20 protein-coding genes are annotated in these 18,993 nt (G+C 40.7%); 3 read left to right on the top strand and 17 right to left on the bottom strand.

Going from position 1 to position 18,993, the window contains the following annotated elements; translation table 11 throughout:
• Positions 1–51 precede the first annotated feature (51 nt).
• From EL140_RS02930 to EL140_RS02840, 17 genes are all read right to left on the bottom strand, one after another.
• Positions 52–1,395, bottom strand: coding sequence for a DEAD/DEAH box helicase (locus EL140_RS02930; protein WP_002874391.1), 1,344 nt, complete (start codon positions 1,393–1,395; stop codon positions 52–54).
• 131 nt (positions 1,396–1,526) lie between these two features.
• Positions 1,527–2,342, bottom strand: coding sequence for an endonuclease/exonuclease/phosphatase family protein (locus tag EL140_RS02925; RefSeq protein ID WP_000670850.1), 816 nt, complete (start codon positions 2,340–2,342; stop codon positions 1,527–1,529).
• Between the two features lie 51 nt (positions 2,343–2,393).
• Complete coding sequence (locus tag EL140_RS02920) at positions 2,394–4,580, bottom strand: PTS transporter subunit IIBC (RefSeq protein ID WP_000973831.1); 2,187 nt, start codon at positions 4,578–4,580, stop codon at positions 2,394–2,396.
• Positions 4,581–4,798: 218 nt separating this feature from the next.
• A complete protein-coding gene (gene ftsX / locus EL140_RS02915) occupies positions 4,799–5,725 on the bottom strand; it encodes a permease-like cell division protein FtsX (RefSeq protein WP_000625558.1) in 927 nt (308 codons plus the stop codon).
• A complete protein-coding gene (gene ftsE / locus EL140_RS02910) occupies positions 5,718–6,410 on the bottom strand; it encodes a cell division ATP-binding protein FtsE (RefSeq protein ID WP_000022272.1) in 693 nt (230 codons plus the stop codon). The genes ftsX and ftsE overlap by 8 nt, the downstream gene beginning before the upstream one ends.
• 17 nt (positions 6,411–6,427) lie before the next feature.
• A protein-coding gene (gene prfB / locus EL140_RS02905; protein ID WP_126475664.1) for a peptide chain release factor 2 occupies positions 6,428–7,523 on the bottom strand; the annotation gives its coding sequence in 2 pieces (ribosomal slippage) (positions 6,428–7,450 and positions 7,452–7,523; 1,095 coding nt in all).
• A 110-nt stretch (positions 7,524–7,633) separates the two neighbouring features.
• On the bottom strand, positions 7,634–8,290 hold the full coding sequence (locus EL140_RS02895; RefSeq protein ID WP_000268644.1) for a CBS domain-containing protein: 657 nt from the start codon (positions 8,288–8,290) through the stop codon (positions 7,634–7,636).
• A 412-nt stretch (positions 8,291–8,702) separates the two neighbouring features.
• A complete protein-coding gene (locus EL140_RS02890) occupies positions 8,703–9,413 on the bottom strand; it encodes an ABC transporter ATP-binding protein (protein ID WP_000062204.1) in 711 nt (236 codons plus the stop codon).
• The gene (locus tag EL140_RS02885; RefSeq protein WP_001186014.1) at positions 9,413–10,177 is read right to left on the bottom strand and encodes an ABC transporter ATP-binding protein; all 765 of its coding nucleotides are present in this window, start codon (positions 10,175–10,177) and stop codon (positions 9,413–9,415) included. The genes EL140_RS02890 and EL140_RS02885 overlap by 1 nt, the downstream gene beginning before the upstream one ends.
• Positions 10,177–11,133, bottom strand: coding sequence for a branched-chain amino acid ABC transporter permease (locus EL140_RS02880; RefSeq protein ID WP_000856260.1), 957 nt, complete (start codon positions 11,131–11,133; stop codon positions 10,177–10,179). The genes EL140_RS02885 and EL140_RS02880 overlap by 1 nt, the downstream gene beginning before the upstream one ends.
• Positions 11,134–11,136: 3 nt before the next feature.
• Positions 11,137–12,006: a branched-chain amino acid ABC transporter permease gene (locus tag EL140_RS02875; protein WP_000941413.1), complete on the bottom strand. Its 870-nt coding sequence runs from the start codon at positions 12,004–12,006 to the stop codon at positions 11,137–11,139.
• A gap of 119 nt (positions 12,007–12,125) precedes the next feature.
• Positions 12,126–13,286 carry an ABC transporter substrate-binding protein gene (locus EL140_RS02870; protein WP_000726132.1) on the bottom strand — a complete coding sequence of 387 codons (1,161 nt, stop codon included), beginning with the start codon at positions 13,284–13,286 and terminating at the stop codon, positions 12,126–12,128.
• An 88-nt stretch (positions 13,287–13,374) separates the two neighbouring features.
• Positions 13,375–13,644: a YlbG family protein gene (locus tag EL140_RS02865; RefSeq protein WP_000462100.1), complete on the bottom strand. Its 270-nt coding sequence runs from the start codon at positions 13,642–13,644 to the stop codon at positions 13,375–13,377.
• A gap of 78 nt (positions 13,645–13,722) precedes the next feature.
• On the bottom strand, positions 13,723–14,313 hold the full coding sequence (clpP, locus tag EL140_RS02855; RefSeq protein WP_000613467.1) for an ATP-dependent Clp protease proteolytic subunit ClpP: 591 nt from the start codon (positions 14,311–14,313) through the stop codon (positions 13,723–13,725).
• Positions 14,314–14,486: 173 nt separating this feature from the next.
• Positions 14,487–15,116, bottom strand: a complete 630-nt coding sequence (gene upp, locus EL140_RS02850; RefSeq protein ID WP_000515974.1) for a uracil phosphoribosyltransferase — start codon at positions 15,114–15,116, stop codon at positions 14,487–14,489.
• 88 nt (positions 15,117–15,204) lie between these two features.
• Positions 15,205–15,672, bottom strand: a complete 468-nt coding sequence (locus EL140_RS02845; protein WP_000136994.1) for a deoxycytidylate deaminase — start codon at positions 15,670–15,672, stop codon at positions 15,205–15,207.
• 18 nt (positions 15,673–15,690) lie between these two features.
• Entirely contained in the window at positions 15,691–16,248 is a 558-nt protein-coding gene (locus EL140_RS02840) for a TetR/AcrR family transcriptional regulator (RefSeq protein ID WP_000003897.1), read from the bottom strand.
• Positions 16,249–16,372: 124 nt separating this feature from the next.
• Here EL140_RS02840 and EL140_RS02835 point away from each other — a divergent pair, with 124 nt between their 5' ends.
• From EL140_RS02835 to EL140_RS02825, 3 genes are read left to right on the top strand one after another with little or no spacing between them, the layout of a single operon-like run.
• On the top strand, positions 16,373–17,218 hold the full coding sequence (locus EL140_RS02835) for a DegV family protein (RefSeq protein ID WP_000219947.1): 846 nt from the start codon (positions 16,373–16,375) through the stop codon (positions 17,216–17,218).
• Between the two features lie 57 nt (positions 17,219–17,275).
• On the top strand, positions 17,276–18,457 hold the full coding sequence (gene aao / locus EL140_RS02830; RefSeq protein WP_000680065.1) for an aminoacetone oxidase: 1,182 nt from the start codon (positions 17,276–17,278) through the stop codon (positions 18,455–18,457).
• A gap of 13 nt (positions 18,458–18,470) precedes the next feature.
• Complete coding sequence (locus EL140_RS02825; RefSeq protein ID WP_000400042.1) at positions 18,471–18,992, top strand: DUF1697 domain-containing protein; 522 nt, start codon at positions 18,471–18,473, stop codon at positions 18,990–18,992.
• The last annotated feature ends 1 nt before the right edge of the window (position 18,993 follow it).

Genomic DNA, 18,993 nt, shown 5'->3' with positions numbered 1-18,993 from the left:
AATACTTCAGGAAATAAAAACTCAGTAGAATCAGGTGATTCTACTGAGTTTTTAAAATGTTTGGCGTTTGGCTTTGCGCTCGGCACGGCCACGAGCACGATTTTCAGCACGCTTGGTTTTGCGACGTTTTTCATCCACCGCCCATTGAATCTTCTTCTTATAGCCTGGTTTGACTTTTTTCTTTTTCTTTTTAACCAAGCCAATCATTTCAATATCAAGCTTGTCCTGCTTCTTTTCACGATTAGCACGACGATCACGGTCATAGGTATCTTGAAACTCTCCATCTTTGACCATCTTAGGAGTAAACTTGATCCCTAATTTCTCCAACTCACGGATATCCGAGTCATCACTTGGCTGGTAAAGGGTAATAGCTGTACCAGGCAGTCCGTTGCGCCCAGTTCGTCCAACACGGTGAACAAAGAAGGACAAGTCTTGCGGAATGGCGTCATTGATGACATGACTAACCCCTTCAATATCAATTCCACGCGCTGCCAAGTCCGTTGCGACAATGTACTCAAAATCCAGATTTTTCACCTGATTCATGATCCGCTTGCGTTCACGAGGAGCAATATCCCCATGAATCTTAGCTACCTTCAAACCTTGAGCTGTTAAGTATGTATGCAATTCATCTGCACGCGTTTTGGTATTAACAAAAATCATGGCTAGATATGGTTGCATGGCTTGCGTCAACTCATAAATCTGAGCATTCTTATCTCGTCCCTTGGTCGAAATCAACCAGTTATCAATCGTATCTGAGATGACTGTTTTTGTCTTGATTTTTTCCATGACAGGATTTGACAAGTATTTTTTCAAGAATGGTTGCAATTTTTGTGGAATAGTTGCTGAAAAGACCATGAATTGCAAGTCTTTTGGAAGGCTACCTGCAATCTTATCGACTGTTTCCAAGAATCCCATATCCAAGGTCATATCGGCTTCATCGACAACAAAGGTCTTAGCCTTGTGAATAGCCAAATCACCAGATTTGACCAAGTCATAGATGCGACCTGGCGTTCCGATAACGATATGTGGTTGGTTGCTGGCAAGTTTTTCAATCTGACGTGCCTTATCCGTACCACCCACATAATTAACCACACGAACTTCGACATCTGAGTGAGCTGCAATCTGACGAGCTGCTTGGTAGATTTGAGTGGCCAACTCACGACTTGGTGCAGTGATGACTGCTTGCACACTATCGCTAGTTTCATCTAATTGCTGGAAAATCGGTAACAAGAAAGTATGAGTCTTTCCTGAACCTGTTTTTGACTCGCCCACCAAATCACGACCTGCCAGTACAATAGGGATTAATTTTTCTTGTACCTCTGTTGGAGTTGAGAATTTCAACTCCTCCAAGGCTTCTGCTATATAATTTTTAAATTGAAATTTCTTAAATGACATACTATCCTCGATTCTATCCTTTCAATTATACCATATTTTGTCCTATTGCAGTAGTCCCATTTGAGTCTCAGTTCTGTAGTAAAGATTCAAGTAGCTTAAAAGGTTGGAACCTCTGATTCCAACCTCTTTCATTATTTCCAGGTCAATACAGCATTCAAACCATAATGATCACTGACTTGTGGACTATTTTGTCCATCAAAAACTACTTGTAAACTCTCTACTTCTAACTCTTTAGTCGTAAAGACGTAGTCGATTCGTAGTGGTTCAGTGTTGCCTTTCCAACCATCAATTTCTGGTGGAACGGTATAGCTACCACTTCTTTCTTTTGCAACTTCAAACGCGTCTTGTAATCCTAATGGACTAGCTAAAATCGCTTGATTGCCTTCCTGACCAGCTGGATTATTAAAATCACCTGCTAAAATCAGAGGTTTATTCAACTCTTTTAGTACAGCCTCAAACCGTGCCCACTCTTCTTGGAAACCTTTATCCCACCAAGAGAGATGAACGCTTGCAAGAGCAAGTTCCTTGCCTTCAACTTCTGTCTCAACCAAGGCAACGCGACGAGTATGGTAGTCCGTTGGATCATCTACATCTGATACTAAAATCTCACGCGCCTTAATAGGTGTTTTGGATAAGATAGCTACACCTTCATGGTAGCGGTCATAGCCAATATGATTGTAAGCCCAAGTCCAGTAGTAGTTTTTACCTTTCTCAGCCAATTTTTCAACCAGGAGTTGGACATAGTGATCCTGATGAATGGGTTCTGCTGATGGTAAAGCTTGATAGTGATTATTAACCTCTACCTCAGGCGAGGTCATTTCTTGATTAATTTCTTGGAAACAAATCAAATCATAGTCCTTCTCGAGAATGTCTTGGAGTAAGATTTGGAATTTTTCCTCTGCTTCCTTCTCCATCCAACTGTGAGTATTGAGTGTTAGAAATTTCATGCTTTTCTCCTAAAACAAGAGGTTGGAAAACAGCTTCCAACCCCAAGTATATTACAATTCTACTTTAGCAACTGCTGTTTTAGCTGCAAGAGAACCTGTTTGTTCTAATTTAACTGATTTGAGGACATCACCATTTGTGAAGACAACCACTGTTGATGTTTTGCGTTCTGCTTCTCGAATAGCATCCAAGTCAGCTGTAACAAGAAGATCACCAGCAGCCACTTTTTGTCCTTCAGAGACATGAACAGTAAATGGTTTTCCTTCAAGACTTACTGTATCCAAACCAATATGAACAAGCACTTCAAGACCTGAGTCAGTGACAAGACCAAGAGCGTGTTTTGTTGGGAAGATACTTGATACAGTACCAGTAACTGGAGATACAATGTTACCATTTGCTGGTTCTACTGCAAATCCATCACCCATCATTTTTTGAGCAAAAACTGGATCTTCCACTTGTTCCAAAGCAACAACTTGACCGTCAGCTACTGAGTAAACTTCTTCAGTTACACCTTTGTAGTGTACAGTATTTTGTTGGTTTTCTGTCATTTGGCTTGGAAGAGTTTCAGGAATAATTTCACCTGAGTCAAGAATATCTTGGATATCAGATTTCAATACGTCAGCTTTTGGTCCGTAGATAGCTTGGACACCTTGTCCTTTCATGACAAGACCCATAGCTCCTTCTGCTTTCCATTGTTCCTCAGTACCAACGCGATCTGCATCTTTAACAGTTACACGAAGACGAGTCATACATGCATCCACATCTACGATATTTGCACGACCACCAAGAAGGTTAATGATATTTACGGCTTGAGAAGCTGCTGCAACTTTTGGAGTTCCAGGAGCTGCTTCTTCTGATGCTCCTTCAGCTGTTTCGTAGTTTCCGTTACGTCCTGGAGTTGCGTAGTTGAATTTCTTGATCATGAAGTTGGCAATGAAGTACATGATAACCGCAAAGAGAACAGTTACCCAGATAAAGTTAACGATATCCATACCAATACCAGCATTAATTGCCAATGGTGTACGAGTCAAGAATTCAATTGAACCAAATGAGTGGACACGAAGGTGAACAATATCTGCCATAGCAAAGGCAGCACCTTGAACTACTGAATAAACAAGGTAAAGCGGTGTTGCGATGAACATGAACATATACTCGATAGGTTCAGTAACCCCTGTCAAGAATGTTGCAAGGGCTGTCGCAATCATCATACCCTTGTATTGGTGTTTCTTGTCAGCATCAACATTGCGGTAGATAGCAACGATGACACCCATCAAGATACCAAATGAACCGATCATTTGTCCAACTTTGAAACGAGCTGGAGTGACTGTTGTAAGAAGGTGTTGGTATTGGTCAGCATTTGAACCTTTAAGGTTAACAAGGTCAGTTACCCATGCAAGCCAAAGTGGATCTTGACCAAATACTTGTGTTCCTTTTGCAGCACCAGTTAACACTTCGTATGTTCCACCAAGAGCTGTATAGTTCATTGGGATAGTCAACATGTGGTGAAGACCGAATGGCAAGAGCAAACGTTCCAAAGTACCATACAAGAATGGTGCAAGAACTGGAGCAGTTTCTTGTGAGTTGGCAATCCAAATACCAAAGTTGTTGATACCTGTTTGAACTACTGGCCAAAAGGCAGCAAGTACAATTGCAGCAATAGTTGAACGAAGAATAACGACGAATGGTACGAAACGTTTACCATTGAAGAATGAAAGGGCATCAGGAAGTTTACGGAAGTTGTAGTATTTGTTATAAGCTGTTGCCCCAACAAAACCAGAGATAATCCCTACGAAAACCCCCATGTTAAGCGCTGGTGCCTCAAGAACGCTGATAAAGTAGTCAGCAACCTTGATTGAACCACCAAAGAAAGTAGTAACCATTGCTTCAGGGTTTTTCAACATATCACCTGTAACACCGAAGATAGTACCTGTGATACGGTTAATCAAGATAAAGGCAAGTCCGGCTGCAAATGCACCACCTGCACGTTCTTTTGCCCAGCTTCCCCCAATAGCAAGGGCAAACAAGATATGAAGGTTACCGATAACCCCCCAACCAATTTGCTCAAGGATTCCACCTGTAATCACTAGAGGAGCAAGGTTTGGGTCGATCATCACGATTGATTTACCGATTGAGATCATCAATCCCGCCGCTGGCATAACGGCGATAACCACCATTAAAGCCTTACCGAATTTTTGCCAAAATTCGAAAGACAAGACATTTTTGAATGTAGCTTTCATCATTCAAATCTCCTTTATTTTATTTAGGCAAACGTTTTACGAAAACGTTTGCATTTGGTTATGTATTAATTATACCACTTTTATTTTTTTTGTAAAGGCTTTTATAAAAAAATTGTCTATTTTTTTAATTTTTAGAAAGGAAAAAGAGAAGTTTACGAAAACTTCTCTTTTAAATATGTATTATTTTTCTGATTTGTTCTGCAATTTGCATTTAAATCCAACTAGATCTTCAAGAATCGACGCATTGAAATCCCTGAACCAATTGAACCAATGAAAATTCCGATTATAAATAATAGGACTGTCATCAGAGGGATAAACACATCTGGCGTAATCATTGACAAGTTTTGACCTACCAAGGATTTATTGACCGATTGATAAACCATATTGTAAACAAAGAATACAAGGACTGAAGGAATTGCTGCACCAAGCAAGCCAATAAAAGCACCTTCTAGCAAGAATGGACCACGGATATAGCCATTTTTCGCTCCTACAAGACGCATGATCTGAATCTCACGACTACGTGAAATAATAGTGATACGAATGGTATTGGAAATGAGGAAGACTGCGATAAAAATTAAGAGCCCTGCAATAACCAATCCCCAAACACGGATAAAGGAAGCTAGTTCAAAAAGTCGTTGAGTGTTGGCTCCACCATCTTGAACCTCTGATACTCCCTCAATTTTTTTAGCTTCTTCAGCTACCGTTTTAACATCACTCGGAGAATTTGTATCAACGACATAAGCATCATAGAGAGGGTTTGCATCCCCTTCAAAGACCTTCCAATCGTCACCCATTGTTTCCGTTAGTTTTTCGTACTGTTCTTCTTTACTTGAGAAGGTAACACTTTTAACAGCAGGCATAGCTTTCAAAGCATCATAGACCTTGTGGTAGTCATTATTGGTAACTGTCTGACCTTCTTTTTCAATCGTTTCACTGTTATCAGCTACATCCTTACGAATGTAAACCATGACCCGAACGTTGTTTTCAATATCGGTAGCCAGTTTTGCTGTATTAAAAATTACAGATGCAAACAGGGCAACGAGTGTTAAGGTAATCATAACCGAACTCACTGCTGCTACTGTCATCCAGCCATTTCGTTTTAAACTTTTTAATGATTCAAATAAATGGCGAAAAAATCTACTAATCATCGTATCCATATTCTCCTTTAGCTTCGTCACGAACGACACGGCCATTTTCAATGGCAATGACACGGTGGCGCAAGGTATTTACAATCTGGCTATTGTGGGTTGCCATCAAGACAGTAGTACCTTGGAGATTGATGCGTTCCAACAGATTCATAATTTCCCATGAATTATCTGGGTCCAAGTTTCCTGTTGGCTCATCGGCAATCAATACCTTAGGATTGTTGACAATCGCGCGAGCAATCGCAATCCGTTGCTGCTCTCCACCTGAGAGTTCATTAGGGAAAGAGCGAACCTTATGTTTCAAACCAACCAGGTCCAATACTTCCATAACACGTTTTTTGATATTGCGACGGCTCTCACCGATTACTTCCATTGCATAGGCAATATTCTCATAAACGGTCTTCTTAGGCAAAAGTTTGTAATCCTGAAAGACTACCCCGACACTACGACGTAGTAGTGGGACATCTTTCTTCTTAATTTTAACTAAATTAAAGCCTGCAACTGATAGGCTTCCTTTTTCGATCTTTACTTCTCGATATAAAGCTCGAATAAAGGTTGACTTACCTGCTCCAGAAGGTCCTACGATATAGGCAAACTCTCCTGGTTCAATAGTAACAGATACACCACGCAGGGCAGTCGTTCCATTGTCATACTTTTTGACAACATCTCTCATTTCAATGATTGACATATGAGTTCCTTTCTATCTTAGCTGATTCGCCACTTGAGGTAGGCATCGATAAAACCATCAAGGTCTCCATCCATCACCTTATCTACCTGAGCAACTTCAAAGCTTGTACGGTGATCTTTTACCATAGTATAAGGCGTGAAAACATATGAACGGATTTGGCTTCCCCATGTGATTTCTTTTTTCTCACCTTTAAGGGAATCAACTTCCGCAGCTTTCTTTTCTTGCTCCATTTGATAGAGCTTAGCCTGCAACATCTTCATGGCACGATCTCTATTTCCATACTGGGTACGATCGACCGTTGATTGGACGACAGTTCCCGTAGGAATGTGTGTCAAACGCACACCTGTTGAAACCTTATTGACGTTTTGTCCACCAGCACCACCTGAACGGAAGGTATCCATTTTGATATCATCTTCACGAATCTCCACTTCGATGGTATCATCCAACTCTGGCATTACTTCTACAGATGTGAAAGAGGTATGGCGACGTTTGGCAGAGTCAAATGGCGAAATACGGACTAAACGGTGAACACCCATTTCTGATTTAAGTAGGCCATAAGCATTGGGTCCTTCAAAAGACAAGGTCACAGACTTGATACCTGCTTCATCACCAGCTTGGTAATCCAAGACTTCTACTTTAAAGCCTTTGGCATTTCCATAACGAGTATACATACGAAGCAACATATCGCCCCAGTCCTGTGCCTCAGTACCACCAGATCCTGGATGGATTTCCAAGATTGCATTATTATGGTCATAAGGTTCTGACAAGAGAAGGGTCATCTCGTAGCTGGTCATCATCATATCCAGTTCTGTCAACTGTTCGACCAGTTCATCATGGACTGACTCGTCTTCTGCTAAAAAGTCCAATAAAATCTCAACTTCATCCTGCAACTCTTCCATTTTACGGAAGGTATTGTAGGTGTTTTTTAATTCATTCAATTCTTGCGACGTTTTTTGGGCCGCGATATTATCGTTCCAAAAATCAGGTTCTGTCATCTTGTTTTCCAAGATGGCAATCTCTTCCTCTAAGCCTTCGAGGTCAAAGAGACCCCCTAAAAGAAGCTAATTTTTCACGATTTGCGTCAATTTTTTGACGAATTTCTGAAATGTCCATAGATACTCCTTTTCATATCGTTTTATTATACCATAATCTCTCATTTCTTTCCATATTTTGCTTTTCACCGCTTTTGATGGCAGAAGAAAAGAGGCTCTAAAGCCTCTTGTTTAAAGGACTTTGGCAGAGGTATGAGTAATCTCCTCCACTTGAATTCCTTCTTTTTCAAACTTTTCCTTTAATGCAGTCAAATCGATTTTTCCATCAATTTGAACTTCGATGACGACCTTGCCATCCTTACGTGGAATGTTTACAGTATGGGAAATATTTAAATCCTCTTCTACAATTAAAGCTACAATTTTCCCCAGTACTCCGACTTCATTTTCTGTAATGAAACGAACCCGAATCCCCTCTTCTCCGTATCCGGCGATTTCCAAGAAAGCCTGAAAAACATCGCGGTCTGTAATGACGCCGTAGACCTGATGATTGTCTACGACTGGCAATATCCCAATTTTATTTTTCAGCATCAGGTAGGTCGCATCTTCTAGACTAGCATAGCCAGAAACCGTCACGACATCTCGAATCATTACATCTTTTACTTTGGTTTTATTCAGAAGATAATTCATCTCATAGATAGAGAGACTGGTTGCTTTAGATGGGCTGGCTTCCGCAATGGTTCCTTCTGTTACCAATCCAACTAATTGATCGTTTTCGATAACAGGTAAACGGTGCAAACCTTGCTCGCGCATCAAATCTGCTGCGTGTGCTACAGTCGTATCTGGACTGATATAAACTACCTTACGGGTCATGAAATCTTTAACTGCCATGAGACTTCTCCTTCTATATTGCTATTTTTATTATACACTTTCTTAGAAAATCTATCAAACGCTTTCATCTCTTTTTCAAGATTTTGAATAATCTGAGTCTTTTACAAAAAAGAGCTCTAATCTAGAGCTCTATATGTGCAAGTTAGCAATCATTATTTATATTTCTTTCAGTTGTTAAGGATACTAGCAATTAGTATTGAAAACCTATTATCATCTCCATCCACAACCTAAACTAGTCTCCCAGACTAGAGGAGAATTGCATACGCAATTCTTATCCGCCGACTAAAACAATCCACTGGATTGTATGATTACTTACGCAATCCTTATCTGCCGACTAAAAAGGTCCCTCGGACTATAGAGGGATTGCGTGCGCAATCTCCATCCACAGCCTAAACTAGTCTCCCAGACTAGTTTAGCCACCTAGATATGCTTTTCTGACTTCATCGGATGCTGCGAGTTCTTTTCCTGTTCCTGATAGGACAATCTTGCCTGTTTCAAGGACATAACCACGGTCAGAGATAGCAAGGGCCTTGTTGGCGTTCTGCTCAATTAGGAGAACTGTTGTTCCTTGCTTCTGAATATCTTGAATGATATCAAAAATTTCTTGGATAAAAATTGGGGCAAGTCCCATTGACGGCTCATCCAGGAGAAGGAGCTTAGGTGTAGACATGAGAGCGCGTCCCATAGCAAGCATCTGCTGTTCACCACCTGAAAGAGTTGCCGCATCTTGGTTTTTACGCTCTTCAAGACGAGGGAAACGTGAAAAGACTTTTTTCAAGTTGGCTTGATTTTCTTCACGATTTTTCTTTAAAAAGGCTCCCATTTCTAAGTTTTCCATAACAGTCAAACCTGGGAAAACATGGCGTCCTTCAGGAACTTGTGAAAGGCCACCTGCCACGATTTTTTGCGCAGGCAACTTTTGAATTTCTTTTCCCAAAAACTCAATTTTACCAGCACTTGGACGAACCAAACCTGAAAGGGTACGAAGAATGGTTGTTTTACCGGCACCATTGGCACCGATAAGGGAAACAACTTCACCTTCATTAACCTCGAAACTTACATCACGAACTGCTTGGATCATACCGTAATGCACAGAGAGGTTTTCAACTTTTAACATAGACATCAGGCTTCACCTCCTAGATAAGCTTCGATAACGCGTTTGTTGTTCTTGATCTCATCCGGAGTCCCATGAGCAATCAACCGACCATATTCAAGAACATAGATACGCTCAGTAACTTCCATAACCAAATTCATGTCATGTTCGATAAGCATGATGGTAATTTTAAATTCATCTTTGATACGACGGATCAATTCTGTCAATTCAGCTGTTTCTTGTGGATTCATACCAGCTGCAGGTTCGTCCAAAAAGAGGATTTTAGGTTCAGTTGCCAGAGCACGAACGATTTCTAATCGACGTTGTTGGCCATAGGCCAGATTCTTGGCAAGAGTATCTGCGTCACCATCCAAATCAAAAATCTTCAGCAAGTCCAAAGCTTTGCTTTTTAATTCTTCCTCGTTCTTATAAAAAGCTGGTAGGCGTAGGAAGCTCGCAAGAACATGTTGTTTATGATGATTGCTAAATGCAATCAAAACATTTTCCAAAACTGTCAAGTCCTTGAACAAACGAATATTTTGGAAGGTACGACTGAGACCAAGTGAGGCAATCTTATAGGGAGTTTTCCCATTTAGGAGGTGACCATCTAGTGTCACAGTACCTTCGCTCGGTTCATAAACACCAGTCAAGAGATTGAAAAGGGTTGTTTTACCAGCCCCGTTTGGTCCAATCAGACCAACCAATTCTCCCTCGTTCAATTCAAGAGTGACATCTCCAACAGCTGTTAGACCGCCAAAATGTTTGGTTAACTGTTTAACTTCAAGTAATGCCATTAGTTTTGTCCCTCCTTCTTCGATTTTTTAAAGAAACGTGATAGACTCAATTCCCATGTCCCAAGAAGTCCACCTGGTCTGAAAATCATGACCAATACAAGAGCCAAAGCGTAGATGATCATACGTACGCTTGCTACATCCTGAAGGAGCATATTTAAAATTCCTAAAACAATCGCTGAAACGATGGTACCAGTAATCGATCCAAGTCCACCAAATACAACGATAATCAACACATTGATGGAATTAATAAAGGTGTAATCTTTTGGAACAACAGATCCGATAAAACCAGCCTGAAGTGAACCAGCAATACTTGCTGTAATAGCACCAAAGACAAAAGCGATAATCTTGATCTTTGTAGTGTTTACCCCAACGGATTCTGCAGCAATCTCATCCTCACGAACAGATAGAGTAGAGCGTCCAATTGGACTACGTAAGAAGTTGAGAGTTGCAATAGTTGTGATCACCACAAATAGATAAACCATTTGCCAGTTGGTAAAGTTTGGAATACCCAAGATACCAGCAGCACCGTTGGTCAAACTTCCACCATTAATGATAAAGATACGAATGATTTCTGAAACACCTAGTGTCGCAACAGCCAGGTAGTCACCCTTCAAACGGAGTGTTGGAATCCCAACGAACAAAGCGACTGCACCAGAAATCAAAGCGCCCAAGACCATCGCTCCAAAGAAAGCACCATAGGTTGGTGATTTTGAACCAATAATCGCTGCTGCATAAGCCCCAATCGCCATAAAACCTGCATGACCAAGTGAGAATTGTCCTGAAAAACCAACGATTAAGTTCAAGCCTACTGCAAGGATGATATTAATCCCAATTTGTTCTAAAATTTGGACATGGAATAGATTGAGAACACCAGCAGAAACCAGTACACTAATCAATCCATAACCCGCCAACAGAAGGAATAACCAGAGAATATTTACTTTAAGATTTGTCTTCATTGTTTACACCTTCTCTTTCACATTCTTACCAAGGATACCTGCAGGTCGAACAATCAGAATCAAAAGCAAGATTCCATATACGATAGCATCACGGAAATCAGACATACCGAAGGCAGTAGCAAATGTTTCCAACAAGCCAATCACAAATCCCCCTAGAGCTGCACCAGGAATAATCCCGATACCACCCAGTACGGCCGCAACGAATGATTTTAGACCTGGAGTCACACCCATCAAAGGTTCAAGAGAGTTGTAGTAAAGGGCAATGAGGACACCTGCTGCACCAGCAAGAGCTGAACCCAAAGCAAAGGTAAAACTGATTGTACGATTTACATTAATTCCCATCAATTGAGCCGCGTCACTATCAACTGATACCGCACGCATGGCTTTCCCCATTTTTGTTTTTTGGACGATCAATTGTAATAAAACCATCAAGAGTACAGAAACTGCTAAAATCATCAATTGAACATTTGTCAAGCTAATTGGTCCCAAGTCAAAGCGGACTGTTTCAATTGCTTGAGGGAAGGCACGAGTATTGGCGCCTACTAGATAAACCATTCCGTATTCCAGTAGGAAAGACACTCCGATGGCAGTAATCAATACAGCAATACGTGTAGAGTGTCGTAAAGGACGGTAGGCAAGAAACTCAATCACAACACCAAGTAGTGCGGTTCCTGCCATTGAAATAATTAAAGCTAAAAAGAAATCCATTTGGAAAGAATTAATCAAAAAGTAACCAATAAAGGCACCCATCATGTAAATATCACCGTGGGCGAAGTTGATGAGTTTGATAATTCCATAAACCATGGTATAACCCAGAGCCAAAAGTGCATAAACACTACCCAGAATTAGACCATTCACAAGTTGTTGGAGCATAGCATTCACTCTTTTCTATCCTTATTTTTTAGAAAATTTCATTATTTTCACAAGTTCATAAACACCGAAACAGGGAGTGAGTCAAAGGCTCATTCCCCATTTCAATTACTATTCTAATGTTATGGTTTTACAACTTCTGCTTCTTCAACTTTACCATTGTTCATGGTCATCATGTAAGCAGTTTTCACTGTATTGTGGTCAGCATCAAAGCTTGTTTGACCAGTTACACCATCAAAATCTTTGGTTTTAGCAAGGTTGTCCTTGATCTCACTTGAGTTTTTAGCACCTTTTGCAGCATTTGCTACTAGGTAAACTGAGTCATAGGCCAAAGCTGAGAATGTTGAAGGCTCTTCGTTGTATTTAGCACGGTATGCTTCAAGGAAAGCTTTAGCTTTTGCAGAAACATCAACTGTAGTTGAGAATCCAGAGATGAAGTAAATGTTTGATGCTCTTTCAGCAGTTGCTTGTTGAACAAATTCTTCACCGTTAAATCCATCACCACCAATGATTGGTTTATCAATTCCCATACCACGAGCTTGGTTTACAATTTTACCAGCTTCTGTGTAGTAACCTGGAACTACGATAGCGTCAAACTCTTTCCCTTTCATTTTAGTAAGGGCTGCTTGGAAGTCAGTATCACCTGCTACAAACGTTTCATCTGCTACAATCTCACCCTTGTAGGATTCGCGGAAAGATTTAGCAATACCTTTTGCATAGTCACTAGCGTTGTCAGTATAAAGAACAACCTTCTTAGCATTCAATTTGTTTGTTACATAGTTAGAAATAATCTTCCCTTGGAAGCTATCTTGGAATGTTCCGATAAATAGGTAATCTTGACCTTTAGTCAAACCGTCTTGAGTAGCACTTGGTGAAATCAATGGCACTCCAGCTTTAGTAGCGTTAGCTACAGCTGCAGCAGTTGCACCAGATGTCGCAGGTCCTACAATAGCTGCTACTTTTGATTGGGTAACAAGGTTTGTTGTAACAGAAGCTGCTTCAGCAGTTTCTGACTTGTTGTCTTTGTCTACAACTTCGATTTGTTTTCCATCAATTCCACCTGCAGCATTGATTTCGTCTACGGCAAGTTGGGCACCTTTTTGTTCAGCTGTACCGTAAGCTGCCACAGCACCTGTCTCTTCAAAGTTAAAACCGATTTTAATTGTTTTTTCGTCTACTGGATTTCCAGTTGTGTTTGACGCTCCTGACTTGACCTCTCCACAGGCAGCAAGAAGAGCCACACTAGCAAGAGCCACAAAAGATAGGGCAAATTTTTTCTTCATTTTTAATCTCCTTATAGTTGTTTCAAAAAATAGTATGTTAAGAATATACCGAATTATCAGAAAATTGTCAATACATTTATTTAATTTTTTAAATGATAACGTTTTCTTCGTTACGATAGAGATTCCCAACGAAGGGAGTTTCTAGCTCTTGAATATGGCAACGTCTAATTTTCTTGATATATCTTTCCTTACCTAATCTCTCAACTAAGTCATCTAGCTCCTCAGTTGGAACATAGAGCTGCAAGTAACGATGTTTTTTGGAATGGTAACAGATATCACCGTATTCCTGAATTTTTTTTGCATCTCGATTATAGTAGAGATAGATGATTAATCCTGATCGATTTGTTTTTTCAAACATGAGGAATCCTCTTTCTAAGAAATCTTCTCCTATTATATCAAAAAAAGCAAACTCCGTCGAGTTTGCTTTCTAGGTTGCTTAGCTTAACGAATTATTGGCCATGATTTCATCGATAAAGCCATATTCAAGTGTTTCTTGGGCACTCATCCAGTAATCACGTTCTGCATCTGCATGAATTTGCTCGACTGATTTACCAGAGTTATCTGCAAGGATTTGCTCCAAAGTCTTACGAGTTTTGAGCAAGTGCTCTGCAGCGATTGCCATATCTGTCTGTTGGGTACCACCACCTGTACCACCCATTGGTTGGTGAATCATATACTCTGCATTTGGAAGCATGAAACGTTTGCCTTTTGCACCACTTGATGCGATGACAGTACCCATGGATGCAGCCATCCCCATAACGATTGTTTGGACATCCGCTTTGATAAAGTTCATGGTATCAACGATTGCCAAACCAGCTGAAACAGAGCCTCCAGGTGTATTGACATAAAGGTAAATATCTTTTGTGCTGTCTTGGGCATCCAAGAAGAGCAACTGAGCAATAACGGAGTTGGCCATGTTGTCTTCAACTGGACCTGTTAGCATGATGATGCGGTCTTTCAGAAGACGAGAGTAAATATCATAGGAACGTTCTCCACGGCTTGTTTGTTCAATAACTACAGGAATCATTCATTTCTCCTTTTAATGTTGAATTTTCTTAGTCTTACGACTCAATACAGAACTATTATATCTTCTTGGTCAAAAAAGGTCAAATTTTTGCTCTATTCTCTAAACAGAAACAAAAACTCAACCTCCTTTCAAGTTAAAAACGAACTTCTAGTTTCACTATTTACTTTGGGATTTTATTTAGTACCGAACAAGCGGTCTCCAGCATCTCCAAGACCTGGAACGATATAACCGTGTTCGTTCAAGCGTTCATCCAAGGCTGCTGTAAAGATTTCTACATCTGGGTGTGCTTCTTGAAGAGCTTTCACTCCCTCTGGAGCAGATACTAGGCAGACAAACTTGATATTTGAAGCGCCACGTTTTTTAAGCGAATCTACTGCCAAGATTGCTGAGCCACCTGTTGCCAACATTGGATCAACGACAAAGATTTGACGTTGGTCAATATCCTCAGGCAATTTCACCAAGTATTCAACTGGTTGAAGGGTTTCTTCATCACGATACATACCGATATGACCAACTTTAGCTGCTGGAACCAAGCTCAAGAGGCCATCTACCATCCCGATACCTGCACGCAAGATTGGGACAATCGCCAATTTTTTCCCAGCCAATTGTTTTTGAACGGTCTTTGTGATAGGTGTTTCGATTTCCACGTCTTCAAGTGGAAGATCACGAAGTACTTCATATCCCATCAACATTGCAATCTCATCTACTAGCTCACGAAAAGCTTTTGTAGATGTGTCTGTACGACGCAAGATTGACAATTTGTGTTGAATGAGTGGATGATTAATGACTTCAATTTTTCCCATTTTCTGAATTCCTTCTTTCAATTTATTCTTCTTATTATATCAAAAAACGGTTTAAAAAGCTTTCTAAACCATTTATTTTTATTAATTTTTAAATCAAATCTGCCTCTTGAAGAGCTGTCTGAACAGTCTCTAATGGTAAATGGGTTAACTCGGTGCCTTTTTCTTGATAAAGGTACTGGGCATAGTCATCCATTCGGTACTGGTTGATATAAACCACGCGCTTGCAACCAACTTGTAGCAGTTGTTTGGTGCAGTTCAGACACGGAAAATGGGTCACATAGGCTGTAAATCCTCTTGGAACCCCTCGTTCGGCTCCTTGCAAGATGGCATTAACCTCGGCGTGAAGGGTTCGAACACAGTGACCTTCAATGACCAGACATTCGTGGTCAATACAGTGTTCCGTTCCTGATACGGAACCATTGTAGCCTGTTGAAATGACTTTATTGTCCTTAACGAGGACAGCTCCCACTTTTGCACGTTTGCAGGTCGAACGATTGGCAATCAGTAAGGCCTGGGCTGCAAAGTACTCATCCCAAGCCAGTCTTTTTTCTGTCATAAGTCTTCTCCTTATCCTCTATTTTTTGAAAAATGGCAAGCGTAAATCTGCAATCTTTTCAGCTGGAACCTTCATGCCATCCTTGATCCATTTGAGCAGAACCGATACGATGGCAGAGCTCCAAAAGGAATGAAGGTAGCTACTAACGCCTTTTGACTTTCCGTGGTATTTTTCTAGAAATTCCTGCATGGCTTGGACAAAAATCTTTTCCAAGTGGTAGTCCAGAGCAAGTTGGATAACCTTGGCTTCTTTCTTGGCTGCGCGGAAAAGGTGTACCCAGACTAGATAAAGGTCTGTTTTGACATCGTAGTGGCTCAACTGTTCCATAATGTTATGGACACTGCGTTTAAAAACACTTTCCAAAATCTCTTCTTTGGAGTCATAGTTACGATAGAAGGCAGCACGAGAGACGCCCGCCCGTTTGACCAGCTCCGAAATACTGATCTTGGCCAAGTCTTTTTTCTCTAGAAGTTGCAAAAGAGCCGTCTCGATTGCTTCTCTGGTTAAAAAATTGGATTCTTGATTTGATTTTCTGAGATTTTCAAGAGATTTTTCAGATATTTTACGTTCAGACATAACAATTTCTTTCTACTTGTGACAACAGAGAGGTGGTACTTTTGTTTCAAGGGCTTTCATGATATAATTGTAAAAAAAGACAGAACCTTTGTCAATGTATAAGTGACAAAGATGGAGAATTTCTATGACTTGGAAGATTGTAGCTGACTCTGGTTGTGATTATCGTCAACTGGCAACTCCTGCTATTGATACGGAATTTGTTAGTGTTCCTTTAACCATTCAAGTAGCTGATCAGGTCTTTATCGATGATGCCAATCTTGACATTGACCACATGATGGAAACCATGTATGCGACTTCTGAGGCTTCAAAATCAGCTTGTCCTAGCCCTGATGATTACTTGCGAGCATTTGAAGGTGCTAAGCATATCTTTGTCGTTACTATCACTGGTACTCTTTCAGGTAGCCATAATAGTGCACAGCTCGCTAAGAATATCTATCTGGAAGAACACCCTGACACTCAGATTCATGTGATCGATACATTGTCTGCAGGTGGTGAGGTTGACTTGATTGTCGAGAAAATCAATAGCTTGATTGATCAAGGACTTTCTTATGAGGAAATTGTTGAAGCTATTACAGCCTACCAAGAAAAAACGAAGTTGCTTTTTGTACTCGCTAAGGTTGATAACTTGGTAAAAAATGGTCGTTTAAGCAAGCTGATCGGTACAGTTGTCGGTCTTCTCAACATCCGTATGGTTGGGGAAGCAAGTGAAACTGGAACCCTAGAACTACTCCAAAAAGCGCGTGGACCAAAAAAATCCCTTCAAGCAGCCTATGAAGAACTCATCAAGGCTGGCTACGCTGGTGGCCGTATCGTCATGGCTCATCGCAGCAATGAAAAATTCTGTCAGCAATTGTCAGAACGCTTGCTGGAAACCTTCCCACAAGCGGATATCAAAATCATCCCGACATCTGGTCTCTGCAGTTTCTATGCAGAAGATGGCGGTTTGTTGATGGGATATGAAATCAACTAAGATTATGAGCAACAAGAGATGTCAAGCATCTCTTGTTTTTTGTGGTACAATAGAGCTATGAAACATTTTGATACTATTGTCATTGGTGGAGGACCTGCAGGTATGATGGCTACCATTTCCAGTAGCTTTTATGGTCAGAAAACTCTACTCATCGAAAAAAATCGAAAACTTGGGAAAAAATTAGCTGGAACGGGCGGTGGTCGTTGTAATGTGACCAACAATGGAACTTTAGATGACCTATTAGCTGGAATTCCTGGTAACGGGCGCTTTTTATACAGTGTATTTTCTCAGTTTGATAACCATGATATCATTAACTTTTTTACGGAAAATGGAGTCAAACTTAAGGTCGAGGACCACGGACGCGTCTTTCCTGCTAGTGATAAGTCTCGGACCATTATCGAGGCCTTGGAAAAGAAAATCACTGAACTCGGTGGTCAAGTTGCTACTCAAACAGAGATTGTTTCTGTTAAAAAGGTGGATGACCAGTTTGTCCTTAAGTCCGCAGACCAAAACTTCACTTGTGATAAACTCATTGTCACAACTGGCGGAAAATCCTATCCGTCTACTGGTTCTACTGGTTTTGGTCACGAGATTGCCCGTCATTTCAAACATACCATTACCGAGCTTGAAGCTGCTGAGAGCCCATTGTTGACTGATTTTCCACACAAAGCGCTTCAAGGGATTTCACTAGACGATGTGACCTTAAGCTATGGTAAGCATGTCATCACTCACGATCTGCTCTTTACCCACTTTGGTCTATCCGGTCCTGCTGCTCTGCGTATGTCCAGCTTTGTCAAGGGTGGGGAGGTTCTCTCGCTAGATGTCTTACCTCAACTTTCTGAGAAGGACTTGGTGGCATTTCTAGAGGAAAATCGGGAAAAATCCTTGAAAAATGCTTTAAAAACTTTGCTTCCAGAACGCTTGGCAGAATTTTTGTCGCAAGCCTATCCTGAAAAAGTCAAACAACTGACTGAAAAGGAACGTGAACAACTACTCCAGTCTATCAAGGCTCTCAAAATTCCTGTGACTGGCAAAATGTCTCTTGCCAAATCCTTTGTAACTAAAGGCGGTGTCAGTCTCAAGGAAATCAATCCCAAAACTCTGGAAAGTAAGCTCGTTCCTGGTCTCCACTTTGCTGGCGAAGTCATAGATATCAATGCCCACACGGGTGGCTTCAACATCACTTCTGCCCTCTGCACCGGCTGGGTGGCAGGCTCCAATCCAATAAATACCAAGTAAGAAAGGAAGTCCTTTGGAACATATTATTTTACTGAGAGGCGTTACTCCTAATGGAAAAAATGCTATCCCGAAAATGTCTTATTTGATAGATATTTTGACAGAAGCTGGTTTTCAACACGTTCGAACCTATATTCAAAGTGGGAATATCATTCTTGAGAGTGACTCAGATTTAGAAGAAATACGAGAACGCGTTCATACTTTGATAAAGGAAAAAATTGGGGCCGACTTAAAAATGGTTATCAAGAATAAGAACGATTTTGAAAAGATTGTTCATGAGAATCCATTTAAAGAAGACTATCTTCATGATCGTGTGCATGTAATTCTTTATCAAGGACTTATCCAAAGTCTGCCACTAGAAAAATTGAAAACTGACTACGGCGAGGAAGAAATCTGTGTAGGCGATTACTGTCTCTACCTCTATCTTCCTAGAACTGCAAAACAAAAAAAGCTCAATACCAACTATCTTGAAAAATTGTTTGGCGTGGTTCTGACCATGCGAAAGTTAAACGTAGTAGAAAAGTTACTAACAAAATAGG

This window comes from Streptococcus oralis ATCC 35037 (assembly GCF_900637025.1).
Classification (GTDB): domain Bacteria; phylum Bacillota; class Bacilli; order Lactobacillales; family Streptococcaceae; genus Streptococcus; species Streptococcus oralis.
Note: the sequence above shows the minus strand (reverse complement) of the source record. Positions and strands in the feature narration are given on the sequence as shown.

Coding starts and splice junctions, on each gene's coding strand:
- EL140_RS02930 (WP_002874391.1), bottom strand. CDS start 1,395: ATGTCATTTAAGAAATTTCAATTTAAAAATTATATAGCAGAAGCCTTG.
- EL140_RS02925 (WP_000670850.1), bottom strand. CDS start 2,342: ATGAAATTTCTAACACTCAATACTCACAGTTGGATGGAGAAGGAAGCA.
- EL140_RS02920 (WP_000973831.1), bottom strand. CDS start 4,580: ATGATGAAAGCTACATTCAAAAATGTCTTGTCTTTCGAATTTTGGCAA.
- ftsX (WP_000625558.1), bottom strand. CDS start 5,725: ATGATTAGTAGATTTTTTCGCCATTTATTTGAATCATTAAAAAGTTTA.
- ftsE (WP_000022272.1), bottom strand. CDS start 6,410: ATGTCAATCATTGAAATGAGAGATGTTGTCAAAAAGTATGACAATGGA.
- EL140_RS02895 (WP_000268644.1), bottom strand. CDS start 8,290: ATGGCAGTTAAAGATTTCATGACCCGTAAGGTAGTTTATATCAGTCCA.
- EL140_RS02890 (WP_000062204.1), bottom strand. CDS start 9,413: ATGTCTATGTTAAAAGTTGAAAACCTCTCTGTGCATTACGGTATGATC.
- EL140_RS02885 (WP_001186014.1), bottom strand. CDS start 10,177: ATGGCATTACTTGAAGTTAAACAGTTAACCAAACATTTTGGCGGTCTA.
- EL140_RS02880 (WP_000856260.1), bottom strand. CDS start 11,133: ATGAAGACAAATCTTAAAGTAAATATTCTCTGGTTATTCCTTCTGTTG.
- EL140_RS02875 (WP_000941413.1), bottom strand. CDS start 12,006: ATGCTCCAACAACTTGTGAATGGTCTAATTCTGGGTAGTGTTTATGCA.
- EL140_RS02870 (WP_000726132.1), bottom strand. CDS start 13,286: ATGAAGAAAAAATTTGCCCTATCTTTTGTGGCTCTTGCTAGTGTGGCT.
- EL140_RS02865 (WP_000462100.1), bottom strand. CDS start 13,644: ATGTTTGAAAAAACAAATCGATCAGGATTAATCATCTATCTCTACTAT.
- clpP (WP_000613467.1), bottom strand. CDS start 14,313: ATGATTCCTGTAGTTATTGAACAAACAAGCCGTGGAGAACGTTCCTAT.
- upp (WP_000515974.1), bottom strand. CDS start 15,116: ATGGGAAAAATTGAAGTCATTAATCATCCACTCATTCAACACAAATTG.
- EL140_RS02845 (WP_000136994.1), bottom strand. CDS start 15,672: ATGACAGAAAAAAGACTGGCTTGGGATGAGTACTTTGCAGCCCAGGCC.
- EL140_RS02840 (WP_000003897.1), bottom strand. CDS start 16,248: ATGTCTGAACGTAAAATATCTGAAAAATCTCTTGAAAATCTCAGAAAA.
- EL140_RS02835 (WP_000219947.1), top strand. CDS start 16,373: ATGACTTGGAAGATTGTAGCTGACTCTGGTTGTGATTATCGTCAACTG.
- aao (WP_000680065.1), top strand. CDS start 17,276: ATGAAACATTTTGATACTATTGTCATTGGTGGAGGACCTGCAGGTATG.